This is a genomic window from Halorientalis pallida (assembly GCF_004118325.1).
Taxonomy (GTDB): domain Archaea; phylum Halobacteriota; class Halobacteria; order Halobacteriales; family Haloarculaceae; genus Halorientalis; species Halorientalis pallida.
Genome location: NZ_RDFA01000001.1, coordinates 540,808 through 560,325, shown reverse-complemented (window position 1 = coordinate 560,325; position 19,518 = coordinate 540,808). Strand labels below are relative to the sequence as shown.

16 protein-coding genes and 1 tRNA gene are annotated in these 19,518 nt (G+C 65.9%); 12 read left to right on the top strand and 5 right to left on the bottom strand.

The window, feature by feature from the left end; translation table 11 throughout:
- Nucleotides 1-33: 33 nt before the first annotated feature.
- Together EAF64_RS03040 and EAF64_RS03035 are read left to right on the top strand one after the other, a co-directional pair.
- Nucleotides 34-687, top strand: coding sequence for an L-threonylcarbamoyladenylate synthase (locus tag EAF64_RS03040; RefSeq protein ID WP_129067484.1), 654 nt, complete (start codon nucleotides 34-36; stop codon nucleotides 685-687).
- 87 nt (nucleotides 688-774) lie between these two features.
- A complete protein-coding gene (locus tag EAF64_RS03035) occupies nucleotides 775-3,000 on the top strand; it encodes a CDC48 family AAA ATPase (protein WP_129067483.1) in 2,226 nt (741 codons plus the stop codon).
- Between the two features lie 15 nt (nucleotides 3,001-3,015).
- Here EAF64_RS03035 and EAF64_RS03030 read toward each other — a convergent pair whose 3' ends face one another.
- On the bottom strand, nucleotides 3,016-5,484 hold the full coding sequence (locus EAF64_RS03030) for a methyl-accepting chemotaxis protein (protein ID WP_193767552.1): 2,469 nt from the start codon (nucleotides 5,482-5,484) through the stop codon (nucleotides 3,016-3,018).
- Between the two features lie 543 nt (nucleotides 5,485-6,027).
- On the opposite strand from EAF64_RS03030, the gene EAF64_RS03025 reads away from it, so the two are divergent.
- The gene (locus EAF64_RS03025) at nucleotides 6,028-6,429 is read left to right on the top strand and encodes an STAS/SEC14 domain-containing protein (protein ID WP_129067481.1); all 402 of its coding nucleotides are present in this window, start codon (nucleotides 6,028-6,030) and stop codon (nucleotides 6,427-6,429) included.
- 102 nt (nucleotides 6,430-6,531) lie between these two features.
- Entirely contained in the window at nucleotides 6,532-6,933 is a 402-nt protein-coding gene (locus EAF64_RS03020) for a hypothetical protein (protein WP_129067480.1), read from the top strand.
- Between the two features lie 52 nt (nucleotides 6,934-6,985).
- Here the strand turns inward: EAF64_RS03020 and EAF64_RS03015 are convergent, their stop codons facing one another.
- On the bottom strand, nucleotides 6,986-8,128 hold the full coding sequence (locus EAF64_RS03015; protein ID WP_129067479.1) for a CBS domain-containing protein: 1,143 nt from the start codon (nucleotides 8,126-8,128) through the stop codon (nucleotides 6,986-6,988).
- A 282-nt stretch (nucleotides 8,129-8,410) separates the two neighbouring features.
- On the opposite strand from EAF64_RS03015, the gene EAF64_RS03010 reads away from it, so the two are divergent.
- Nucleotides 8,411-8,905, top strand: a complete 495-nt coding sequence (locus EAF64_RS03010; protein ID WP_129067478.1) for an HTH domain-containing protein — start codon at nucleotides 8,411-8,413, stop codon at nucleotides 8,903-8,905.
- A gap of 66 nt (nucleotides 8,906-8,971) precedes the next feature.
- Here the strand turns inward: EAF64_RS03010 and EAF64_RS03005 are convergent, their stop codons facing one another.
- On the bottom strand, nucleotides 8,972-10,495 hold the full coding sequence (locus EAF64_RS03005) for a sensor histidine kinase (RefSeq protein ID WP_193767551.1): 1,524 nt from the start codon (nucleotides 10,493-10,495) through the stop codon (nucleotides 8,972-8,974).
- 112 nt (nucleotides 10,496-10,607) lie between these two features.
- On the opposite strand from EAF64_RS03005, the gene EAF64_RS03000 reads away from it, so the two are divergent.
- Both EAF64_RS03000 and EAF64_RS02995 read left to right on the top strand, forming a co-directional pair.
- The gene (locus tag EAF64_RS03000; protein WP_129067476.1) at nucleotides 10,608-10,868 is read left to right on the top strand and encodes a hypothetical protein; all 261 of its coding nucleotides are present in this window, start codon (nucleotides 10,608-10,610) and stop codon (nucleotides 10,866-10,868) included.
- Between the two features lie 72 nt (nucleotides 10,869-10,940).
- Nucleotides 10,941-11,258, top strand: a complete 318-nt coding sequence (locus EAF64_RS02995) for an HNH endonuclease (protein WP_193767550.1) — start codon at nucleotides 10,941-10,943, stop codon at nucleotides 11,256-11,258.
- A gap of 41 nt (nucleotides 11,259-11,299) precedes the next feature.
- Here EAF64_RS02995 and EAF64_RS02990 read toward each other — a convergent pair.
- Nucleotides 11,300-11,374 (bottom strand) — tRNA-Val (locus EAF64_RS02990).
- A 191-nt stretch (nucleotides 11,375-11,565) separates the two neighbouring features.
- Between EAF64_RS02990 and trpD the strand changes: the two genes are divergently transcribed.
- From trpD to trpG, 4 genes are read left to right on the top strand one after another with little or no spacing between them, the layout of a single operon-like run.
- On the top strand, nucleotides 11,566-12,567 hold the full coding sequence (gene trpD, locus EAF64_RS02985; RefSeq protein ID WP_129067474.1) for an anthranilate phosphoribosyltransferase: 1,002 nt from the start codon (nucleotides 11,566-11,568) through the stop codon (nucleotides 12,565-12,567).
- Nucleotides 12,564-13,205 (top strand): phosphoribosylanthranilate isomerase, encoded by a 642-nt coding sequence (locus EAF64_RS02980; protein WP_129067473.1) that lies wholly within the window; start codon nucleotides 12,564-12,566, stop codon nucleotides 13,203-13,205. Before trpD ends, EAF64_RS02980 begins: the two co-directional genes overlap by 4 nt.
- Nucleotides 13,202-14,860, top strand: coding sequence for an anthranilate synthase component I (gene trpE, locus EAF64_RS02975; RefSeq protein WP_129067472.1), 1,659 nt, complete (start codon nucleotides 13,202-13,204; stop codon nucleotides 14,858-14,860). Before EAF64_RS02980 ends, trpE begins: the two co-directional genes overlap by 4 nt.
- Nucleotides 14,857-15,483: an anthranilate synthase component II gene (gene trpG / locus EAF64_RS02970; protein ID WP_129067471.1), complete on the top strand. Its 627-nt coding sequence runs from the start codon at nucleotides 14,857-14,859 to the stop codon at nucleotides 15,481-15,483. Before trpE ends, trpG begins: the two co-directional genes overlap by 4 nt.
- Here the strand turns inward: trpG and EAF64_RS02965 are convergent.
- On the bottom strand, nucleotides 15,477-15,680 hold the full coding sequence (locus EAF64_RS02965) for a hypothetical protein (protein ID WP_129067470.1): 204 nt from the start codon (nucleotides 15,678-15,680) through the stop codon (nucleotides 15,477-15,479). The genes trpG and EAF64_RS02965 overlap by 7 nt on opposite strands.
- A 519-nt stretch (nucleotides 15,681-16,199) precedes the next feature.
- Between EAF64_RS02965 and EAF64_RS02960 the strand changes: the two genes are divergently transcribed.
- Complete coding sequence (locus EAF64_RS02960) at nucleotides 16,200-19,340, top strand: adenosylcobalamin-dependent ribonucleoside-diphosphate reductase (protein WP_129067469.1); 3,141 nt, start codon at nucleotides 16,200-16,202, stop codon at nucleotides 19,338-19,340.
- Nucleotides 19,341-19,518: the final 178 nt, after the last annotated feature.

The following is a 19,518-nucleotide window of genomic DNA, read 5'->3' as shown; positions in this document are numbered from 1 at the left end:
AGCTCTCTCCTTCCGGATCGACGACACGACGGTATGGACGCGCCGGTGCTGGAGCCGACGAGCGGGAACCTGCGGCGGGCCGCCGACTGCATCGCCGACGGCGGGGTCGTCGTCGCTCCATCGGACACGAACCTCGCGCTCACCGTCGATCCCTGGCAGGACGAGCCAATCGAACGCGTCTACGAGATGACCGACCGGCCGCCCGAGAAACCGCTGACCCTGTTCGTGCGCGACCCCGACGAGTGGCGGACGTACGGCACGCACGCCGACCCGGAGCTGGTCGAGCAGTTCGTCGAGGCGTCTTGGCCCGGGCCGCTCGATCTCGTCTCGCGGGCGACCGACGCGGTGCCCCACGATCGCGTCCGGAAAGACGGCACCGTCGCCCTCGGCTGTCTCTCGAACCCCACCTGGCGGGACCTGGTGAGTCACCTCGACCGCCCGGTCGCGATGACCTCCGCGAACAGGGCGGGCGAGGCCGACGACCGCCTGGTCGACCTGGCGTTCGCGCGCGAGCAGGTCGGCGACCACGTCGACTACCTGATCGAAGGGGGTCCGCGGGGGAGCACCGAGTCGAGTACGATCCTCGACCTCTCCGGGGAGCCGTCGGTCCTCAGACACGGCGACGTGACCGTCGGGGACCTGAACCGGGTCGCGAACGTGATCCCCGAAGTGGAGAACGACCGGTAACCGATCGGCAATGAGTCGGAGAGTGGACCACCGGTAGCAAAAAGCATATCTCTCGGGGTACCCGAGTGTGCTACATCCCCACAGAGTATGAATGAAGTTCAACTAGAGGTGGCGAAGGCGTACCCGAACGACTCGGGTCGTGGAATCGCCCGCCTCGATCCCGATACGTTGTTGCATCTCAAGCTCTCGCCGGGCGACATCATCGAGATCGAAGGCAGCGACACTACCGCAGCGAAGGTGTGGCGCGCGGACCGGCAGGACTGGAACACGGACACCGTCCGCATCGACGGGTTCACGCGTCAGAACGCCGACGTCGGCATCGGCGAACGCGTCACCATCCGCAAAGCTGAGGCACAGAAAGCAGACGAACTCGTGCTCGCACCGCCCGAGGAGGCCTCCGTGCAGTTCGGCTCCGACGCAGCCGGCATGGTCAAACGGCAGATCCTCAAGCGGCCGGTCGTCGAGCGCGACATCGTGCCCGTCATGAGCAGCACGAACCACCCGTTCATGCGCTCGCCGGGCCAGGCGATCCCCCTGATCGCCGTCGAGACCGACCCCGAGGGGGTCGTTCTCATCACAGAAGACACCGACGTGGAACTCCGCGAAGAGCCCATCAGCGGCTTCGAGAAAACTGGCGGCGGCATCACTTACGAGGACATCGGCGGCCTGCAAAACGAGATCCAGCGGGTCCGGGAGATGGTCGAACTCCCGATGAAGCACCCCCAGATCTTCAAGAAACTGGGGATCGAGCCCCCGCAGGGCGTCCTGCTCCACGGACCACCCGGGACCGGGAAGACCCTGCTCGCCAAAGCGGTGGCCAACGAAACCTCCGCGAGTTTCTTCTCCATCGCCGGGCCGGAGATCATCTCGAAGTACTACGGCGAGTCCGAACAACAGCTCAGGGAGATCTTCGAGGACGCCAGCGAGGAAGCCCCCTCGATCATCTTCATCGACGAACTCGACTCCATCGCGCCCAAGCGTGAGGACGTGACCGGCGAGGTCGAGCGCCGGGTCGTCGCCCAGCTGCTGACGATGATGGACGGCCTCGAATCCCGGGGCCAGGTCATCGTCATCGCCGCGACGAACCGCGTCGATTCGGTCGACCCCGCCCTGCGTCGGCCGGGTCGGTTCGACCGCGAGATCGAGATCGGCGTCCCCGACGAGGTTGGTCGCGAGGAGATCCTCCAGATCCACACTCGCGGGATGCCCCTCTCCGACGACGTGAACCTCTCGAAGCTCGCCGAGGAGACCCACGGCTTCGTCGGCGCGGACATCGAGAGCCTGACCAAAGAATCCGCGATGAAGGCCCTGCGGCGGTACCTCCCGGAGATCGATCTCGACGAGGAGGACATCCCGCCGAGCCTGATCGACCGGATGATCATCAAGCGCGACGACTTCCGGGGCGCACTGAACGAGGTCTCCCCGAGCGCGATGCGGGAAGTCCTCGTCGAGCTCCCCAAGATCAACTGGGACCACGTCGGCGGGCTCAACGACGCCAAAGAGCAGGTCCAGGAGTCCGTCGAGTGGCCGATGAACTCCCCGGAGAAGTTCGAGCGCATGGGCGTCACGCCGCCCTCGGGCGTGTTGCTGTACGGCCCGCCCGGGACCGGAAAGACGTTGATGGCCAAAGCGGTAGCCAACGAGACCGACGCCAACTTCATCTCGGTCCGTGGCCCCCAGCTCCTCAGCAAGTGGGTCGGCGAATCGGAGAAGGCGATCCGGCAGACCTTCCGGAAGGCCCGGCAGGTCGCACCGACGATCATCTTCTTCGACGAGCTGGACTCGCTGGCTCCCGGTCGGGGCGGTGACGTGGGCTCGAACGTCTCCGAGCGCGTCGTCAACCAGCTGCTGACCGAGCTGGACGGGCTCGAAGAGATGGAGGACGTGATGGTGATCGGCGCGACCAACCGGCCGGACATGATCGACCCCGCGCTCATCCGGTCGGGGCGGTTCGACCGGCTCACCTACATCGGCGAACCCGACGTGGAAGGCCGCGAGCAGATCCTGAAGATCCACACGCAGGACACGCCGCTGTCGGCGGACGTGAGCCTGCGGGAACTCGCCGAGATCTCGGAGGGCTACGTCGGTTCCGACCTCGAGAGCATCTGCCGCGAGGCGGCCATCGAGGCGCTCCGCGAGGACGACGCCGCCGAGATCGTCGAGATGCGGCACTTCCGCCAGGCGATGGAGGGCGTGCGTCCCACCGTCGACGAGGACATCCGCGACTACTTCCAGCAGATGGAAGAGGAGTTCAAGGGCGGCGGTGGCCAGGCCCAGCGCCGGAGCGGCGGCGGTCGCATCGGCTTCCAGTAACGCCGACTCGCTTTTTCAGTCGTCGTCCGCGTCCGCGGACCGTTCCGCTGTGTTGGCCGACACAGTGTCGAGAGGCTCGTTCGCCGGTTGGCTCGGATCGGCATCGGTCTCGAAGCGGTCGAGTTCCGTCCGCAGATCCGCCGCGTCGGCGGAGAGCCGGTCGGCGCTCGACGCGATGCGTTCGATCTGGTCGCTCTGCGTGGCCACCGCGTCGGCCGCCTGGTTCGCGTCGGCCGCAGTTCGTTCGCCGATCTCGGTGACTGCTTCGACCATCGACACCACGTCCTGACTGGCAGTGGCCTGTTCGTCCGTCGCGTCGCTGATCGACTGGACGCTCTCGTTGGCCCGCTGGACCCGGTCGCCGAGTCGTTCGAGCGATTTCAGCGCCGACTCGACGGTCTCGATCCCCTCGGTGAGCGACGATTGCATCTCCCGGACGTCCGTCGCCGTGGCGTCGGTTCGGGTCTGGAGTCGAGCGACCCGGGTTTCGATGTCGTCGGTCGCCGCCCGCGTCCGGGTCGCGAGCTGTTTGACCTCGTCGGCGACGACGGCGAAGCCCTCGCCGGCTTCCCCGGCCCGTGCGGCTTCGATCGACGCGTTCAGCGCGAGCACGTTGGTCTGCTCGGCCACGTCGTCGATGAGGTCAACGATCTCGACGATCTCGTCCATCTCGGACTCGAGCGCCGCGATGGCCGCGACAGTCTCGTCGGCCGTCGACTCGATGTCGTCCAGCGTCCGAACGGCCTCGGACGCCAGTTTCGCGCCGCGTTCGCCGTCCTCGGCCGCGTCGGCGGTCACCGTCGCCGCGTCGTCGGCTGCGGCGGCGACCTCCTGGACGGTCGCGGAGAGCTCGCTCATCTCGTCGGTGATCGACTGTAGTCGGTCCGCCTGCTCGCCGGCTCCCTGGTCGATCGACTCGATGGCGGTCGCGACCTGTTCGCTCGCGGCTGCGACGTCGTCGGCGCGGTCGACCACTCGGTCGCTCGCGTCACCGACGGTCGCCGCGAACCCCTGTATCTCGCCCACGGTCGTCTCCAGTTCGTCGAGCATGGCATTACACGCCGTGGCGATCTCGCTCATCGCCTCGCTGTGACCGTCCGCGTCGAGCCGTTCGGTGAAATCGCCCTCGGCGGCGCGTGCCATGACGTCGGCGAACTCGTCGGCCTGGGCTTCGAGATGGGCGGTGAGTCGTTCGGCATCGGCGCGTGCGCTCTCTGCCTCCGCGCGGGCCGATTCGAGATCCGTCACCAGCGTCTCCAGATCGCCGGCCATCGTGTCCAGCGAGTCGCCCAGGTCACCCGGCACTCGCTCGTCGAGGACGGGTGCTTCGAAGTTCTGGTGAGCGAGCGCGTCGGCCTGTTCGGCGACCGTCACGAGGTACGAGCGGGTCGCCCGGAACGAGTCGATCACCGCCCCGACCTCGTCGCGTCGATCGGTCTCCTGAACGGTGACGTCGGTCTCGCCCCGGGCGATCGCTCCTGCTGTGTCCGCGAGGTCGGACAGTTCACGGGCGGTGTTCCGGCCCAGCGTGAGTCCGATCAGTCCGAGCCCGCAGAACACGACGACCAGCAGGACGAGCAGGTGCGAGGACACGAGCGATCGGAGGGTGTACGCGCTCTCCGTCGGGGTTCGGACCAGCAGGGCCCACCCTGTTCCGTTGACCGGTGCGTGTGCCACGAGCACGTCGCGGTCGGTGTCGTTTACCCCGCCCGTCCGGACGTCGACTCGCCCGGCGAGCCCCGCCTCGACGGCGGCCGGCACGCCCGACCCGTTACCGTACGTCGCCAGCGTGTTCGCCGTCGACTGATCGAACGCGACCGTTCCGCGCTCGTTCACGACGACTGTCCGGCCGTCTGTGACCGACGTGTCGAGTCGCTCGCTGACGGCCTTGAGCGACACGGTGAGGACGGCCACCCGGTCGGTCCGTGGAACCGGGCTCAGGAACGCGACGACCGGCGTGCCGCCGGTCCCGCGGTAGGGTCGTGAGACGTGGACCGACGAACTGTTGGTGAACGAGTGGTTGCGGTCCGCCCAGGGCGTCGCGCTCCCGTCGATCGTCTGTGATTCGAAGACCGGTGAGGTACTCGCGAGCACCGTCTTCGAATTCGTCTCGACGTAGTGGATCGCGTGGACGTCCGTCGGGAAGTGTGCCTTCCTCGTGTTCAGGTACGGGCCGACCGTGCCGGAGTCGCCCGCCTCGAGAATCCGGGAGTTCGAGAGCATCCCCGCGAGCAGTTTTCGCTGTTTGCGCCACTGTTTCAACTCCGTCGCCTTGGCGGTCGCGACCGTCGTCAACTCGTCGTCCGTGTCGGCAGTAACCGCCTGTCCGACCGCGGCGTAGGTGTACAGTCCGACCAGCCCGGTGAGGAGGGTCACACCGCAGAGACCGAGGAGGAACTTTCGCCAGTAGCTGTCCCGCACCGCGTCCGGAACGACGCCGCGAAATCGTCTCGCGATCCCAGCCAACTTCTCGGGAGGTCCCATCGTTCGACTGGCCGCCACACGGGCAATTATACCCTCGGCTCCCATTTTCGGTCGTAATTTTCGGTATATAACCGTCTATCCCGGTACGAATGCGGTCGTTCCACACGACACGATCCGTGACCCTCGCACCCAGTGCACCGTCCAAAGAATACTGGCGAATTTCCACACATGGCCGAGAGAATAACATGCTACAGTAGAAATACACTGTGCTAGTGTCCTTATACCAAAAACCTACGTCTAATAGTTCCACAAGCGTAAATCGTAATGTCCAAACCGCAGAACCCGTCCACCGGGACCGACCTCTCGTACGCCCCGTCAGCGAGCTACGCCCCCTGTCGCAACTGTGAGGAGGGGACGCTGGTATGGGCCGAAGCGGCCGGCGAGTCACGCTGCCCCTGTTGTGGTGTAGCGGCCTAACCGGGTTCCGACCGTCCACGAACAGCCGTCGATCGACCTCGGGCACGTGGGCCACGTCCGGTGGCCCCGACTTTCTCGTCCGTGTCAGGGATGACATACAAGACACTACGGTCAGTACAGTGTCGCATGACCGAGGAGCTGTTCTATCTCGATGGCGCCTGTTCGGCACGCTGGGACGACCGGGCGGACGCCGTCGTCGTCGAGTGGCAGAACGACGTGGGGGGTGAGACATACCGTGACTGTATGGAACGGACTCTGGACGCCATCGTCGATCGTGGGGCGACGAAACTGCTCACCGACAGCCGGAAACAGGGGTCGATGTCGGAGGCGGACCAGACGTGGACGGTCGAGGACTGGGAGCCCCGCGCCATCGACGCCGGTCTGGGGTACATCGCCGTCGTCTACCCGACAGACCGGACTGCCAGAACGACCGTCGACATGTCCGCACGCATGCGTCCCCACACCGACCTCGACCGGGTATTCACCGAGGACGTCGAAGAAGCGCACAACTGGCTCCGGACGAAGTGACCGGTGCAGGACTCGGTGCCGCCGAGTGTCGCGGGCGGTCCGAGTATCGGACGCGAAAACCGGCGGTGGGGTTACAAATACCCCGAGTGTGCAACGGAGAGTATGGCCCGCGAGCCGTACGCAGACTCGGACGTGTACAGCGTCTCGTGGGACCCGGAACTGGCGGCCGTGGTCCACGAGTGGCACGCGACACCGTCCGAGCAGGCGTTTCGGGACGGGGTGAACGACCTGCTCTCGCTGATCGAGACGCGCGGTGCGAGGAAAGTCTTCAGCGACTGCCGCGCGCTCGACTCGTTCTCAGCCGACGACGAGTGGCTCCGCGAAGAGTGGGCACCACAGCTGGTGGCGGCTGGAATCGAGTACATCGCCATCGTTTATCCGGAAGACGACATGGCGCGGTTCGAACTCGACAAGGTCGCGCGGACGTACACCGATTTCTCCATCGCATCCATGTTCGCATCCGAAATCCCCGAAGCGAAAGCGTGGCTCGAGAGCAAAGAGTAGCCCGACGGACGCCGACCGAACGCGACGGCGGAGCGGGACCCGGGCTGGTCCCTCAGAGTTCCCCGAGTTTCCGGAGCAACTGCCCGCGGTACTCCTCGTCTGAGCGCACGTCTTTCAGTTCCAGCACGTTGCGTTCGAGCTTGTCCAGTGCGACGTTGAACGACTGTTCCGCGCCGTAGCCTTCACCGGAGCCGGCGATCTGCCCCTCCGTGGTGCGCAGTCGGATCTGACACTGGATCAGCGGCGTACCACGCAGTTTCTCCTTGTGTTCGTGGAAGCGGACGTGGGCGTGGCGAACCTGCATGTCGCTGTACTTGTCGACGACGCCTTCGATGTCTACGCGCACGTCTTCCCGCGAGATGGTGTCCAGCAACGTGATGTTGGTGATCTGGACGTCCATGTGCTCCTCTTCGGTGTAGGTCAACGCCCGGAGCACGTCGGTCTTCGTGAGGATGCCCACGACCTGGCTGTCGTCGCCCTCGGGGGTGACGACCAGGCCGTTGTAGTCGTTGTCGAGCATCCGGCTGACGGCCGACCGGACCGACTCGGCGGTCTCGGTGGTGGCGACCGGACTGGACATCACGTCGTACACCGGGATGTCGAGGATGCGGTCGTTCCCACCGGCGCGCTCGCCGCGGGTCGTCTTGTCCATGTCCCGGACGACCACGTCGACGATGTCGTGAGTGGTGAGCATCCCCGAGAGCAGGCCGTCCTCGTCGAGGACGGGCACCCGCGAGATCCCGTGTTCGCGCAGGAGGTTGATCGCCTGCCCGATGTGCGTGTCCTCGGCCACCGTGACGACGTTCTCGGTGTAGATGTCCGCGACGGTCAGCGCGTCGAGGTGCTCGAGTACCGCCTCGAGGATCGCGTTGGTCGTGACGATCCCCCACAGCCGATCGGCCTCGAACACGGGGGCGATCTTCGTGCCGCCCTCGACGAGGACGCGCGCCACCTCGCGCACGTCGTCCGTCCGCTCCACCTGCGGGGCCGAGACCATCAGGGACTCCGCCTTGGCGTCGTCCTGGACGTGGGACTGGAGGAGCTGCCGCCGCCCGATCACTCCCTCGTAGGCCCCGTCGTTCGTGACGATGATTCCCCGGGGGTTCTTGCGCTCGAAGATAGAGCGGACCTTCGCCAGCCGCTCGGTAGCGTCGACTTCTATATAATCGCTGGTCGCGATATCAGCAATATCCATCGTAATCTCCCGTTTTTGCTTGACTGCCTGGGGTAATCAAACTTAGCGGTGCTTCCCGAACTCCGGCGATTACCGCCAGCGACACACCCGCTGGAACCACACCCGCTCCACCGCTCCGATACCGACACGTTTAGATGCGAACCCGACAGTACTTGGAATGTAACTGTTTCACAGGGGTCGCGTGACATTATATCGCTAGTAGGCGTCCCATGGGGTATTATATCAATTAGAGGAACGCTTTAGGAGCGTGATTCACGATTGTTCGATGGGAGGGGACCCCACATGTCATCGAACACCGACCCAATACGACTCGAACTTTACGTGCGGACACTCTCTCCACCGGGTGCGCGCACACGACAGGAGCAGGTAATCAAGCGGCTCCAGCGCCTCGAAGACGAGGGCCACATCGCCGACTTCTACGTGAAAGTCTGGGGCCGTCAGATCGATCCGACGACGAAAGCCGCCGAAACCGACCAGGGCGAGTTCATCCTCAACCGGATCGCCGAGTTCAAACAGTGGGCGCTGGCCAACAACACCACACTGGAATCGTTCTACCAGACCCACGAGCAGTCCTCGTCCATCACCGGGCAGGACCACACCACGATGGTCCTGCCGAAGATGGGACTGGCCGAGTACCGCGGCGGCGAACTCGCACAGGTCGCCCCCTGCACCGACGGGGACGACGTCCACACCGTCGTGAACCACCTCGACGACCTCGAACGTCGACTGGTCGACCAGCCGACGACCAGGACGGCCGCCACGGTCGCCGAGGAGTAACGGTAACCGGGTACACTTCTCTCTCGCCGTCTCCGTCACCGCGAGACAGCACCGGCCGTCGACCAGTCACCGCTCCGCAGTCGTCTGAAACTCGAACCGAGCACCGCCGTCCCAGTCGTCGGTGAGGCTGACGGTCCAGCCGTGGGCCGTCGCGATCTGCTCGACGATCGACAGACCGACCCCGCTCCCGCCGGACCCGGAGTGACCGAACTCGAACACCGACTCCCGCTCGGTCTCGGGAACGCCCGGGCCGTCGTCGGCGACGACGAAGCCGTCGGGGCGGCCCGCGATCTGAACCGTCACACTGTCGTCGCCGTCCTCGTCGGTCCCGTGCTCGACCGCGTTCCGGAACAGGTTCTCCAGCAACTGCTGGAGGCGGCTCCGGTCACAGACAACGACGAGTTCGTCGTCGACTTCGAGCGAGGCGTCGCCGGTCCGGACGTTGTCCCACGCGTCCTCGGCGACCGCCACCATCTCGACGTCGCTGATGTCCTCGACCGTCTCGCCCGCTCGCGCCATCGTGAGCACGTCGTCGATCAACGTCTCCATCCGATCGTGGGCGCGTTCCACCTCCGACAGATGGTCGCTCTCGCAGTCCCGGACGACGAGGTCGAGTCGTTTCTGTGCGACCCCGAGTGGATTGCGCAGGTCGTGCGAGACGATGGTCGCGAACTGTTCGAGCCGTTCGTTCTGTCGGCCCAGTCGTTCGGCCGCGAGCTTGCGTTCCAGCGCCGATCCGATCCACCGGCCCATGGTGTCGACGAGCGTGACCTCCCACTCCGAGAACGACCGCCTCCTCGTCTCCGCGTCGTAGAAACAGAAGGTTCCGTACACGTCACCGTCGACGACGACCGGCGTTCCGAGGTAGCAGTTGATCCCCCACTCCCTGTAGCCCGCGCTGCCGGTCAACTCCGGGTGGTCACTGGCCACGTCCCCCGTGACGAGTCGCTCTTCGCTCACCACGACTCGCTCGCAGTGAGTCTCTTCCAGATCGACCACGTCCCCCGACTCCAGGCTATCGTCCGGGGCCAGCACGACCTCGAACACGTACTCGTCGTCCCGGACCCGCGAGAGCGTCCCGTACTCGACGCCGAGTTCGCGACACCCGATGGCCAGTAATCCCTCGACGCGGTCCTCGAACGAGCGGTCCTGATCCGAGATGACCTCGTACATCTCCCGGAGTACCGTCTCGCGTTTCTCCAACTCCTTGCGCTGTCGTCGCCGCTCGGTCACGTCCCGGAAGTACACAGAGAGCCCCGATTCGGAGGGGTAGGCGTGGACCTCGAACCACGCGTCCAGCGGTTCGTACTCGGCCTCGAAGGACACGGCCGACTGCGTCACCATCGCCTCCCGGTAGTGCTCCTCGAAGACCGTCCCCTCCAGCTCCGGGATCGCTCCCCACATCGTTCGGCCCTGCAGTTCCTCGACCGTCAGGTCCTCGTCCATGGCCTCACAGATGATCTGTCGCCCCTGTTCGTTCAGGTACGTGAATCGCCACTCGTCGTCCAGCCCCATGAACGCGTCCGTCATCCGGTCCAGCAGGTCCTCGACGCTCTCGGTGTCGACCGGTGACGCGTCTTCGCCTGCCATTCTAGTTCGTACTCGGAAGCCACCCTCAAAAGGGTTCGCGCTGGTTCGACTGACGAGGTCCCCTCCGAACATTCAAGTAGCGAAACAGGACGAACCCGGCACGTGACGACCGATGGGTAGACGCTACCGGGATGCGGAATTTCTCCGAACCCAGCACGTCGAGAGCGGGAAGTCCTCGACCGAGATCGCCCAGCCGTGTGGGACCTCGCCCAGCACGATCCGTCGCCGGCTGGCCCGGCACGACATCGAGGACGGTGAGTCACTGACCACCGGCGAGTGTGCGACCTGTGGCGACTCGTTCCGATACTATCCGTCGGTCCGGGACGGACAGTTCTGTTCGAACGACTGTGCCGGGAAACCGCGACGGCGGTAGGTCGGGATCGCCTGTCCGGGCTGTGGGGAGACCTTCGAACGGCGGCAGTCGCTGGATACCGAGTACTGTTCGATGGCGTGCTGGGGTGTGGACAATGGCTTCTCCGTCGAGGACGGTAGTTCGACACACTATCGGGACGGCTGGTACCGACAGCGGCGGCGGGCACTCGAACGCGACGACTACCGCTGTACGACCTGTGGGATCACAAACGAAGAACACGAAGCACGATTCGGCTTCGGCCTCGACGTTCATCACATCGTCCCGCTACGCCTGTTCGTCAACTGGGAGCTCCCGGTACGGGACGCACATCCACTACGAAACCTGACAACAGTCTGTCGAACTCACCACCCCGATGCACCGGGTGAGACTGTCGATCTCGACCAGGAGTAACACAGAAGCCACTACCAAAACAGATCCTGTAAAATTTTTAATGGGTTCGGACGGATTTGAACCGTCGGCCTCCTCCATGTCAAGGAGGTGTCGTAACCGATCTAGACCACGAACCCGTGCTGCCTGCACCACACCGTAATCCGCAGTGGTAATTGAAGGTTTCGGATTGGAGAAAGCCGTTCCGTCCGGCACTCGTGCCCGTTTCACACGGACCCGCTGTGCCGGTCCGGCTGCCGGGGACCCGATACGCTTAAGTCGATGAACGGATTTGTACATCACAACGCGAATACGTCCATTGGTGTCCACAATGCAGGATCACATCGAACGAGTCACGGAGGGCGAGGATCTGACGGTCGCGGCGGCACGCGAGGCCGCGACGGCGATCTTCGAGGAAGCGACGGAGGCACAGATCGGCGCGTTGCTGGCGGCGTTGCGCGCGAAAGGCGAGACGGAAGACGAGATCGCGGGCTTCGCCCAGGGGATGCGCGAGGCCGCGCGGACGATCTCGCCGGACCGGTCGCCGCTGGTCGACACCTGTGGGACGGGTGGCGACGACTACGACACGATCAACGTCTCGACGACCAGCGCTATCGTCGCCAGCGGGGCGGGCGTGCCGATCGCCAAGCACGGCAACTACTCGGTGTCGTCCTCGTCGGGCAGCGCCGACGTGCTGGAGGTCGCCGGTGTCGACGTCGAGGCCGAACCGCCGGCCGTCGAAGCGGCTATCGAGCGTGACGGGATCGGGTTCATGCTCGCGCCGGTCTTCCACCCGGCGATGAAGGCCGTCATCGGCCCGCGCAAGGAACTCGGGATGCGGACGATCTTCAACGTCCTCGGGCCGCTCACGAACCCCGCCGGCGCGGACGCGCAGGTGCTTGGGGTCTACGACCCCGATCTGGTGCCGTTGATCGCCAACTCCCTGACGCACATGCCCGTCGACCACGCGATGGTCGTCCACGGGGCCGGACTGGACGAGATCGCGATCCACGACGAGACGGTCGTCGCCGAGGTGCAGGGCGGTTCCGTCGAGGAGTACCGGATCGGTCCGTCGGATCTGGGGCTCGACCGGGCGGACATCGAGGCGGTCGCCGGCGGGTCCCCCGAGGAGAACGCCGCGGATCTCCGCGGCATCGTCGAAGGCGAGGTGACGGGGCCCAAACGCGACATCATCCTCGCGAACGCGGGGGCGGCCATCTACGTCGCGGGCGAGGCGGACTCCCACCGCGACGGCGTCGAGCGCGCCCGGCAGGCAATCGCCGAGGGCGGGGCCACGGAGAAACTCGCGGATCTCTGTGCGGTCGAGCAATGACGCGGACGAAGATCTGTGGCATCACGCGCGAGTCGGACCTCGACGCCGTGGTCGCCGCCGGCGCGGACGCACTGGGACTCACCGCCGACGTCACCGTCGACACGCCGCGCGAGATTCCGGTCGAGCAGGCCGCGGCCCTCGCGGCCGCCGTCCCGCCGTTCGTCACGAGCGTGCTGGTGACGATGCCCGACACCGTCGAGCGTGCCGTCGAACTGGTCGAACGTGTCGAACCCGACGCCGTCCAGTTGCACGGGGCTCTCGGGCCCGAAGACGTCGCGGCGGTCGGAGAACGCGCGCCGGCGCAGGTGATCGCCGCCGTCGACGCGACCGACGCGGACGTGGCGGCGTACGCCGACGCGGCCGACGCGTTGCTGGTCGACTCCGTGGACGAGCAGGGCGGTGGTGGGACCGGCGAGACACACGACTGGGAGCGCACGGCAGAACTGGTCGCGGACTTCGGGACGCCAGTGATCCTCGCGGGTGGGCTCACCCCGGGCAACGTCGCCGAGGCGGTCGAGACCGTTCGACCGTTCGCCGTCGACGTGGCCAGCGGGGTGGAGTCCGCGGATGGCGTCAAGGACCACGACGCTGTCCGGCGGTTCGTCGAGCGGGCCGAGAGCGCGGTGGTCGGCGTATGATGGACACCAGCCGCGAGGCGTTCGTCGAACTGGCAGACACGGACGAACCGGCGGTCGTCCGCGTCGCCGCGGACCTGCCCGCCGACGTGGAACCGCTGGCCGCCTACGCCGCGCTGACCGGGCGGACGACCGACGCCGAGCCAGCGCCCTACGCCTTCCTGCTGGAGAGCGCGGAGAAGGTCGCCTCCAGCGACCCGGACGGCGCGTTCGCGCCGACCAGGGAGGGACGCCACGCTCGCTACTCCTTCGTCGGGTACGACCCCGAGGCGGTCGTGACCGTCGACTCCGGCGGGGCGAGCGTCGAGACGTTCGACGACCGCTACGCCGGCCGGATCGAGACGGCCGGTCGTGCCGACGCGGACACGGTCGACCACCTCCGGCACGCGCTCCCGGACGCGACCCGGCGCGGGTTCAACGGCGCGGACCGCCAGCACCTCGACGGCGGGCTCGTGGGCTTTCTCTCCTACGACGCCGTCTACGACATGTGGCTCGACGAGGTGGGACTGGATCACCCCGACGGACGGCTCCCCGACGCGCAGTTCGTCCTGAACACGAAGACGCTGGTCTTCGACGACAGGGACGACACCGTCTCGCTGGTGTTCACGCCGCTCGTGACCCACGACGAGGACGCGGGCGAGCGCTACGACGAACTCGAAGCGGAGGCCGAGCGGGTCGCGGCCCTGCTCGACGCCGACGTGGCCGTCGAGACCGGCGGGTTCGCGCTCGAATCCGAGCGGGCCGCTCCGCGCGCCGACTACGAGGCCGCGGTCGAGCGCGCGAAGGAGCACGTCCTCGACGGCGACATCTACCAGGGCGTGATCTCACGGAAACGGGAACTGGACGGCGACGTGGACCCGCTTGCCTTCTACGAGTCGTTGCGGGAGGTGAACCCGTCGCCGTACATGTACCTGCTGGGCTACGACGGACTGACCGTGGTCGGCGCGAGCCCGGAGACGCTGATCTCCGTGCGGGACGACCGGATCGTCTCGAACCCCATCGCAGGGACCTGTGATCGCGGGACCTCGCCGGTCGAGGACCGCCGGCTGGCCGGCGAGATGCTCGCGGACGGCAAAGAGCGGGCCGAACACACGATGCTGGTCGACCTGGCGCGCAACGACGTGCGCCGGGTGGCCCAGCCGGGAAGCGTCCGCGTCGAGGAGTTCATGAACGTCCTGAAGTACAGCCACGTCCAGCACATCGAGTCCACAGTCACCGGGACGCTCGCCGACGACGCCGACCAGTTCGACGCGACGCGGGCCGCCTTCCCCGCGGGGACGCTCTCGGGCGCGCCGAAGATCAGGGCCATGGAGATCATCGACGAGCTCGAACCCGAGCCGCGCGGGCTCTACGGCGGTGGCGTCGGCTACTACTCCTGGACCGGCGACACCGACTTCGCCATCGTGATCCGGACGGCGACGGTCGAACATCGCGCGAGCGGGGAGGGGACCGACCCGCGAGCGGCGGACCGCATCACCGTCCAGGCCGGTGCGGGCATCGTCGCCGATTCGGACCCCGCCAGCGAGTACTACGAGACCGAGAAGAAGATGGACGGCGTGTTGACCGCGCTGGATCGGATCGCCGACCAACCCGTCGAGGCGGACGCACATCCCGATCCTGCTGGTGAGAAAGAGGGTGCCGAGGAGGTGTCCCGATGAGCGCCGCCGAGGACGCCACTGCGGCCGACGACGGTCGCCCGACGGTGCTGTTCGTGGACAACTTCGACTCGTTCACGTACAACCTCGTGGAGTACGTCAGCGAACACGCCGAGACCCAGGTGCTGCGCAACACCGCGTCGCTGGACGACGTGCGCGCGGTGGCTCCCGACGCCATCGTCATCAGTCCCGGGCCCGGTCACCCCGCGAACGAACGGGACGTGGGCGTGACCAACGACGTGTTGCGGGAGGTGAGCCCCGAGGTGCCGACGCTCGGTGTCTGTCTCGGCCTCGAAGCCGCGGCACACGTCTACGGCGGGACGGTCGGACGCGCGCCGGAACCGATCCACGGGAAGGCCTTCGCCATCGACCACGACGGGAACGGCGTGTTCGCCGGCCTCGACCAGGGCTTCCAGGGTGGGCGGTACCACTCCCTTGTCGCGACCGAGGTGCCGGACTGTTTCGACGTGACGGCGACCTGTGAGAACGACGGCGAGGACCTGGTGATGGGGATTCGTCACCGCGAGTACCCCATCGAGTGCGTGCAGTTCCATCCGGAGTCGGTCCTGACCGCCGTGGGTCACGACGTGGTCCGGAACTTCCTCGACTGGGCCGGGGATCAGTAGGGTGCGGCGACCAGCACGTCACCGAGACTGATCGCACCCACCACCCACAGCGCCGTCACGACGACGAGGGCGATCACCACAAGTTTCCAGGCGACACTCAGCAGGATGCGGCCGACCACGATCACGGCGGCCAGCGCCAGCAGACCGAGCAGCAGGGCGGGCGGAGACCCGAGCGGACCCAGTTGGACGGGTAACATGCCCGACAGTACTGTCGCCCCACAATAAAACGTGCCGGCCAGCCCCCCTTTCGTGTCGAGGTTGCGACGCGTGAACACCGTACACCCTCGCGTCTCGCACGGAGCGGCACGCCCCGCCGATATCTGTGGATTCCGACGCGTTTTCTGCGGCTGCGACTACCGGCGAAGAAACGCCGCCAGTCGGGCCCGTTCCGACGCCCGAACCCCCTCCAATTTCCACTGGAAACAGCGGACCCGTCTTCGGGTTCCGAAGGTAACGATTTCACTTTCACTCCGGTCTGCCCAGGCTTAAGAAGCGTCCGTCCGTCGCTACTGGACGTAGCAATCACGCCCGCGAAGCGGTGCTTGCGGGTACGGAATGACAAGCAAGTTACATCTGTATCGACGCGGAAAACGCCCCAACGACAAGGGTTATTTGCCACCCGAGACAACACGAGTTCCGTTACAAATGACAGGTCAGAGGCCCAGGACCCAGTCGCGAATCGCACGTCAGACAGCGCCGGAAGGAGGGGAGCGTCCGTGAGTCGGCACGACCTCTCGACCGACGAGGTAACGCTGCCGATCAAGCGCACCGAGGGCGACACCCTCGAAGAGCGGTTGACCGGGAACGCCTACCACAACATTCTCCCCGCGCGGTATCTGCGGAAAGACGCCGACGGCGAACTGATCGAACAGCAGGAAGACCTCTTCGAGCGAGTCGGGAAGAACATCGCCCTGGCCGAGGCCGTCTTCGAGGCCGGGAAGCGTGATCTGGACATCACCGTCACACCCGACCAGCTCAAGCCCGACCACCCGCGACGGGACGAACTCGCCGCGGAAGTCTTCGGCGCGGGCGTCACGGCCGATTCCGACGCCGAGACGACGCTCTCTATCTACAACGTCAACAAGTTCGCCTACGACACGCTGGTCCCCGAACTCCCCGACCCGGTCCGGGAACACGTCGAAGCGACCGCCGAGGAGTTCCAGAACCTGATGGAGCGACTCGCCTTCATGCCCAATTCGCCGACACTCATGAACGCGGGCGACGAACTCCAGCAGCTCTCGGCCTGTTTCGTCGACTCGCCCGAGGACGACATCGACGACATCCACGAAACAGCGAAAGAAGCCGCCCAAGTCTTCCAGTCCGGCGGCGGCATGGGCTACGCCTTTTGGCGGCTCCGACCGTACGGGGACGCCGTCGGCTCTACGGGCGGGATCGCTTCCGGCCCCATCACGTTCATGCGGACGTACGACCAGATGTGTGAGACCATCGCCCAGGGTGGTGCCCGACGGGGTGCCCAGATGGGCGTCATGCGCGTCTCCCATCCGGACGTGATCCAGTTCATCCACGCCAAGAACAAGGACGTGAGCCTGGCCGAGACCCTGCGCCTGAACGACCCCGACGACTTCACGCACACCTCCTTCGCCGACGCGCTGGAGGAAGCGCGCGAGCTCATCGACGACGACGGCAAGGTCCCGGAACACCTCCGGAACGCCGTCGAGGGCCATCTGTCGAACTTCAACATCTCCGTCGGCATCACCGACGACTTCATGGACGCCGTGAAGGCGGGCGAGGAGTTCACATTCACCAACCCGCGCACCGACGAACCCCACGTCGCCACGCCCGAGACCAAGGAACTGTACGACATGTTCGGACTGGGCGAGCACGTCGAAGTGGGCGAGATCCTCTCGGTGCCCGCCGAGAAGGTCTGGGAACACATCGTCGAGGGCGCCCACGAGAACGGCGAACCCGGCGTGATCTACCTCGAACGCGTCAACAAGGAACACTCCTTCGACGTGGAGGAACATCCGGATCACCAGATCCTCGCGACCAATCCCTGTGGGGAACAGCCCCTCGAAGAGTACGAGGCCTGTAACCTCGGGCACATCAACCTCTCGACGCTGGCCGACGAGGACGCCCCGGACTGGCGTCTCTGGTCCGAGGAACATCTCGACGAGTACGACAGTCTCGAAGACGCCGTCGACGCCTTCCTCGAGGAAGCACTCGACACCGACGAGTTCGACCACCGCATCGAGATGGGGACGCGCTTCCTGGAGAACGTGGTCACCATGTCGGACTTCCCGGTCGAGAAGATCGAGCAGAAGGTCCGGGAGATGCGCAAGATCGGCCTCGGCGTGATGGGGCTGGCCCAGCTGTACGTCCAGCTCGGGATGAAGTACGGCGACGAGGCTTCCAACGAGGTCGCGCGACAGATCATGCGTCAGATCAACCACGGCTCGAAGTGGGCCTCCCACGAACTCGCCGAGGAACGCGACGCGTTCGACGAGTGGGACAACTCGAAGTACGCGAACCCGACGGAGTACCGCGAGTGGTTCGAGAAACAGACCGGCCTCGACGCCGACGAGTGGGAAGACGGCTTCGCCATCCGCAACCACAACACGACGACCATCGCGCCGACCGGCACCACGAGCATGGTCGGCAACACCACCGGCGGCTGTGAGCCCATCTACAACGTCGCCTACTACAAGAACGTCTCCGACGACGTGCAGGGCGACGAGATGCTGGTGGAGTTCGACGACTACTTCCTCCGCGTCCTCGAGGAGAACGGCATCGACGTCGACGCCGTCAAACAGGAGGCCCAGGACCAGATGGCCGAGAACCGGTTCGACGGCATCGACGGCCTCGACACCGTGCCGGACGCCATCGGCGAACTGTTCGTCACCACCCAGGACCTCACGGCCAAACAGCACGCCGCGATCCAGACGGCCTGTCAGGAGGGCGTCGACTCGGCCATCTCGAAGACGGTCAACGCCCCCAACGACTCCTCGGTCGAGGACGCCAAGGAAGTGTTCGAGTACATCTACGAACACGGCGGTAAGGGCGTCACCTACTACCGCGACGGCACCCGCTCGAAGCAGGTGCTGACGACCCGCGCGGACAACACCGAGTTCGCCGAGATGGACGAGGAGGAGGCCGCCGAAGTCCTCAGCGAACAGATCCGGGACATCTTCGGGAGCCTCGACGCGTTCCTCGACCACGAGGACGTGCAGGCCGAACTCGACGTGACCGCCGAGGACCTGTTCGACCTGGACGCCAGCAAGTACGCCGACAAGCGCTCCCGGCCCGACGCGCTCCGGGGCGTCTCCCAGCGCATCGACACCGGCTACGGGAAGGTGTACGTGACCATCAACGAGGACCCCGAGACGGGCGAACCGTTCGAGCTGTTCGCCAACATCGGCCACTCCGGTGGCTTCACCAACTCCTTCACCGAGGCGCTGGCGAAGGTCATCTCGACGGCCCTGCGCAGCGGCGTCGACCCGATGGAGATCGTCGACGAACTCCAGGGCACCCGGAGTCCGAAGGTCGCCTGGGACAAGGGCGAGCAGATCCAGTCCATCCCGGACGCTATCGGGACGGCCCTGCGTCGCTACCTCGACGACGAGATCGACAAGGGCTACCCCGAACAGAAGACCCTCGAGGAGACGGCCGCCGAGACCGAGACCGCCGAGGACCCCAACGCCGAGGCCGTCGCCGACACCGGTGCGGGCGCGCCCGAGCCTGACGGTGGGGCCAAGGCACAGACCAAATCCGGTGACGACGCGACACAGGAACTCATCTCCAGCGGCGAGAGCCCGGAGTGCCCCGACTGTGGCGCAATGACGCTGTACTACTCGGAGGGTTGCAAGACCTGCGAGTCCTGTGGCTGGTCGGAGTGCTGATCTGACGGTCTGGGACCCCCTTCGCACTTGGAGCGTGTGACACTACGGGGAGCGACCGACCGAACGCGGACGCGCCGATTTTCGCTTTCCCTCTGTCGGCAGAGACATCGTTATGTACGCCTCGTCTGAAGCCGAAACGAAATGTATCGGAGCCTCGCGGCAGGCGGACGCACAGTCG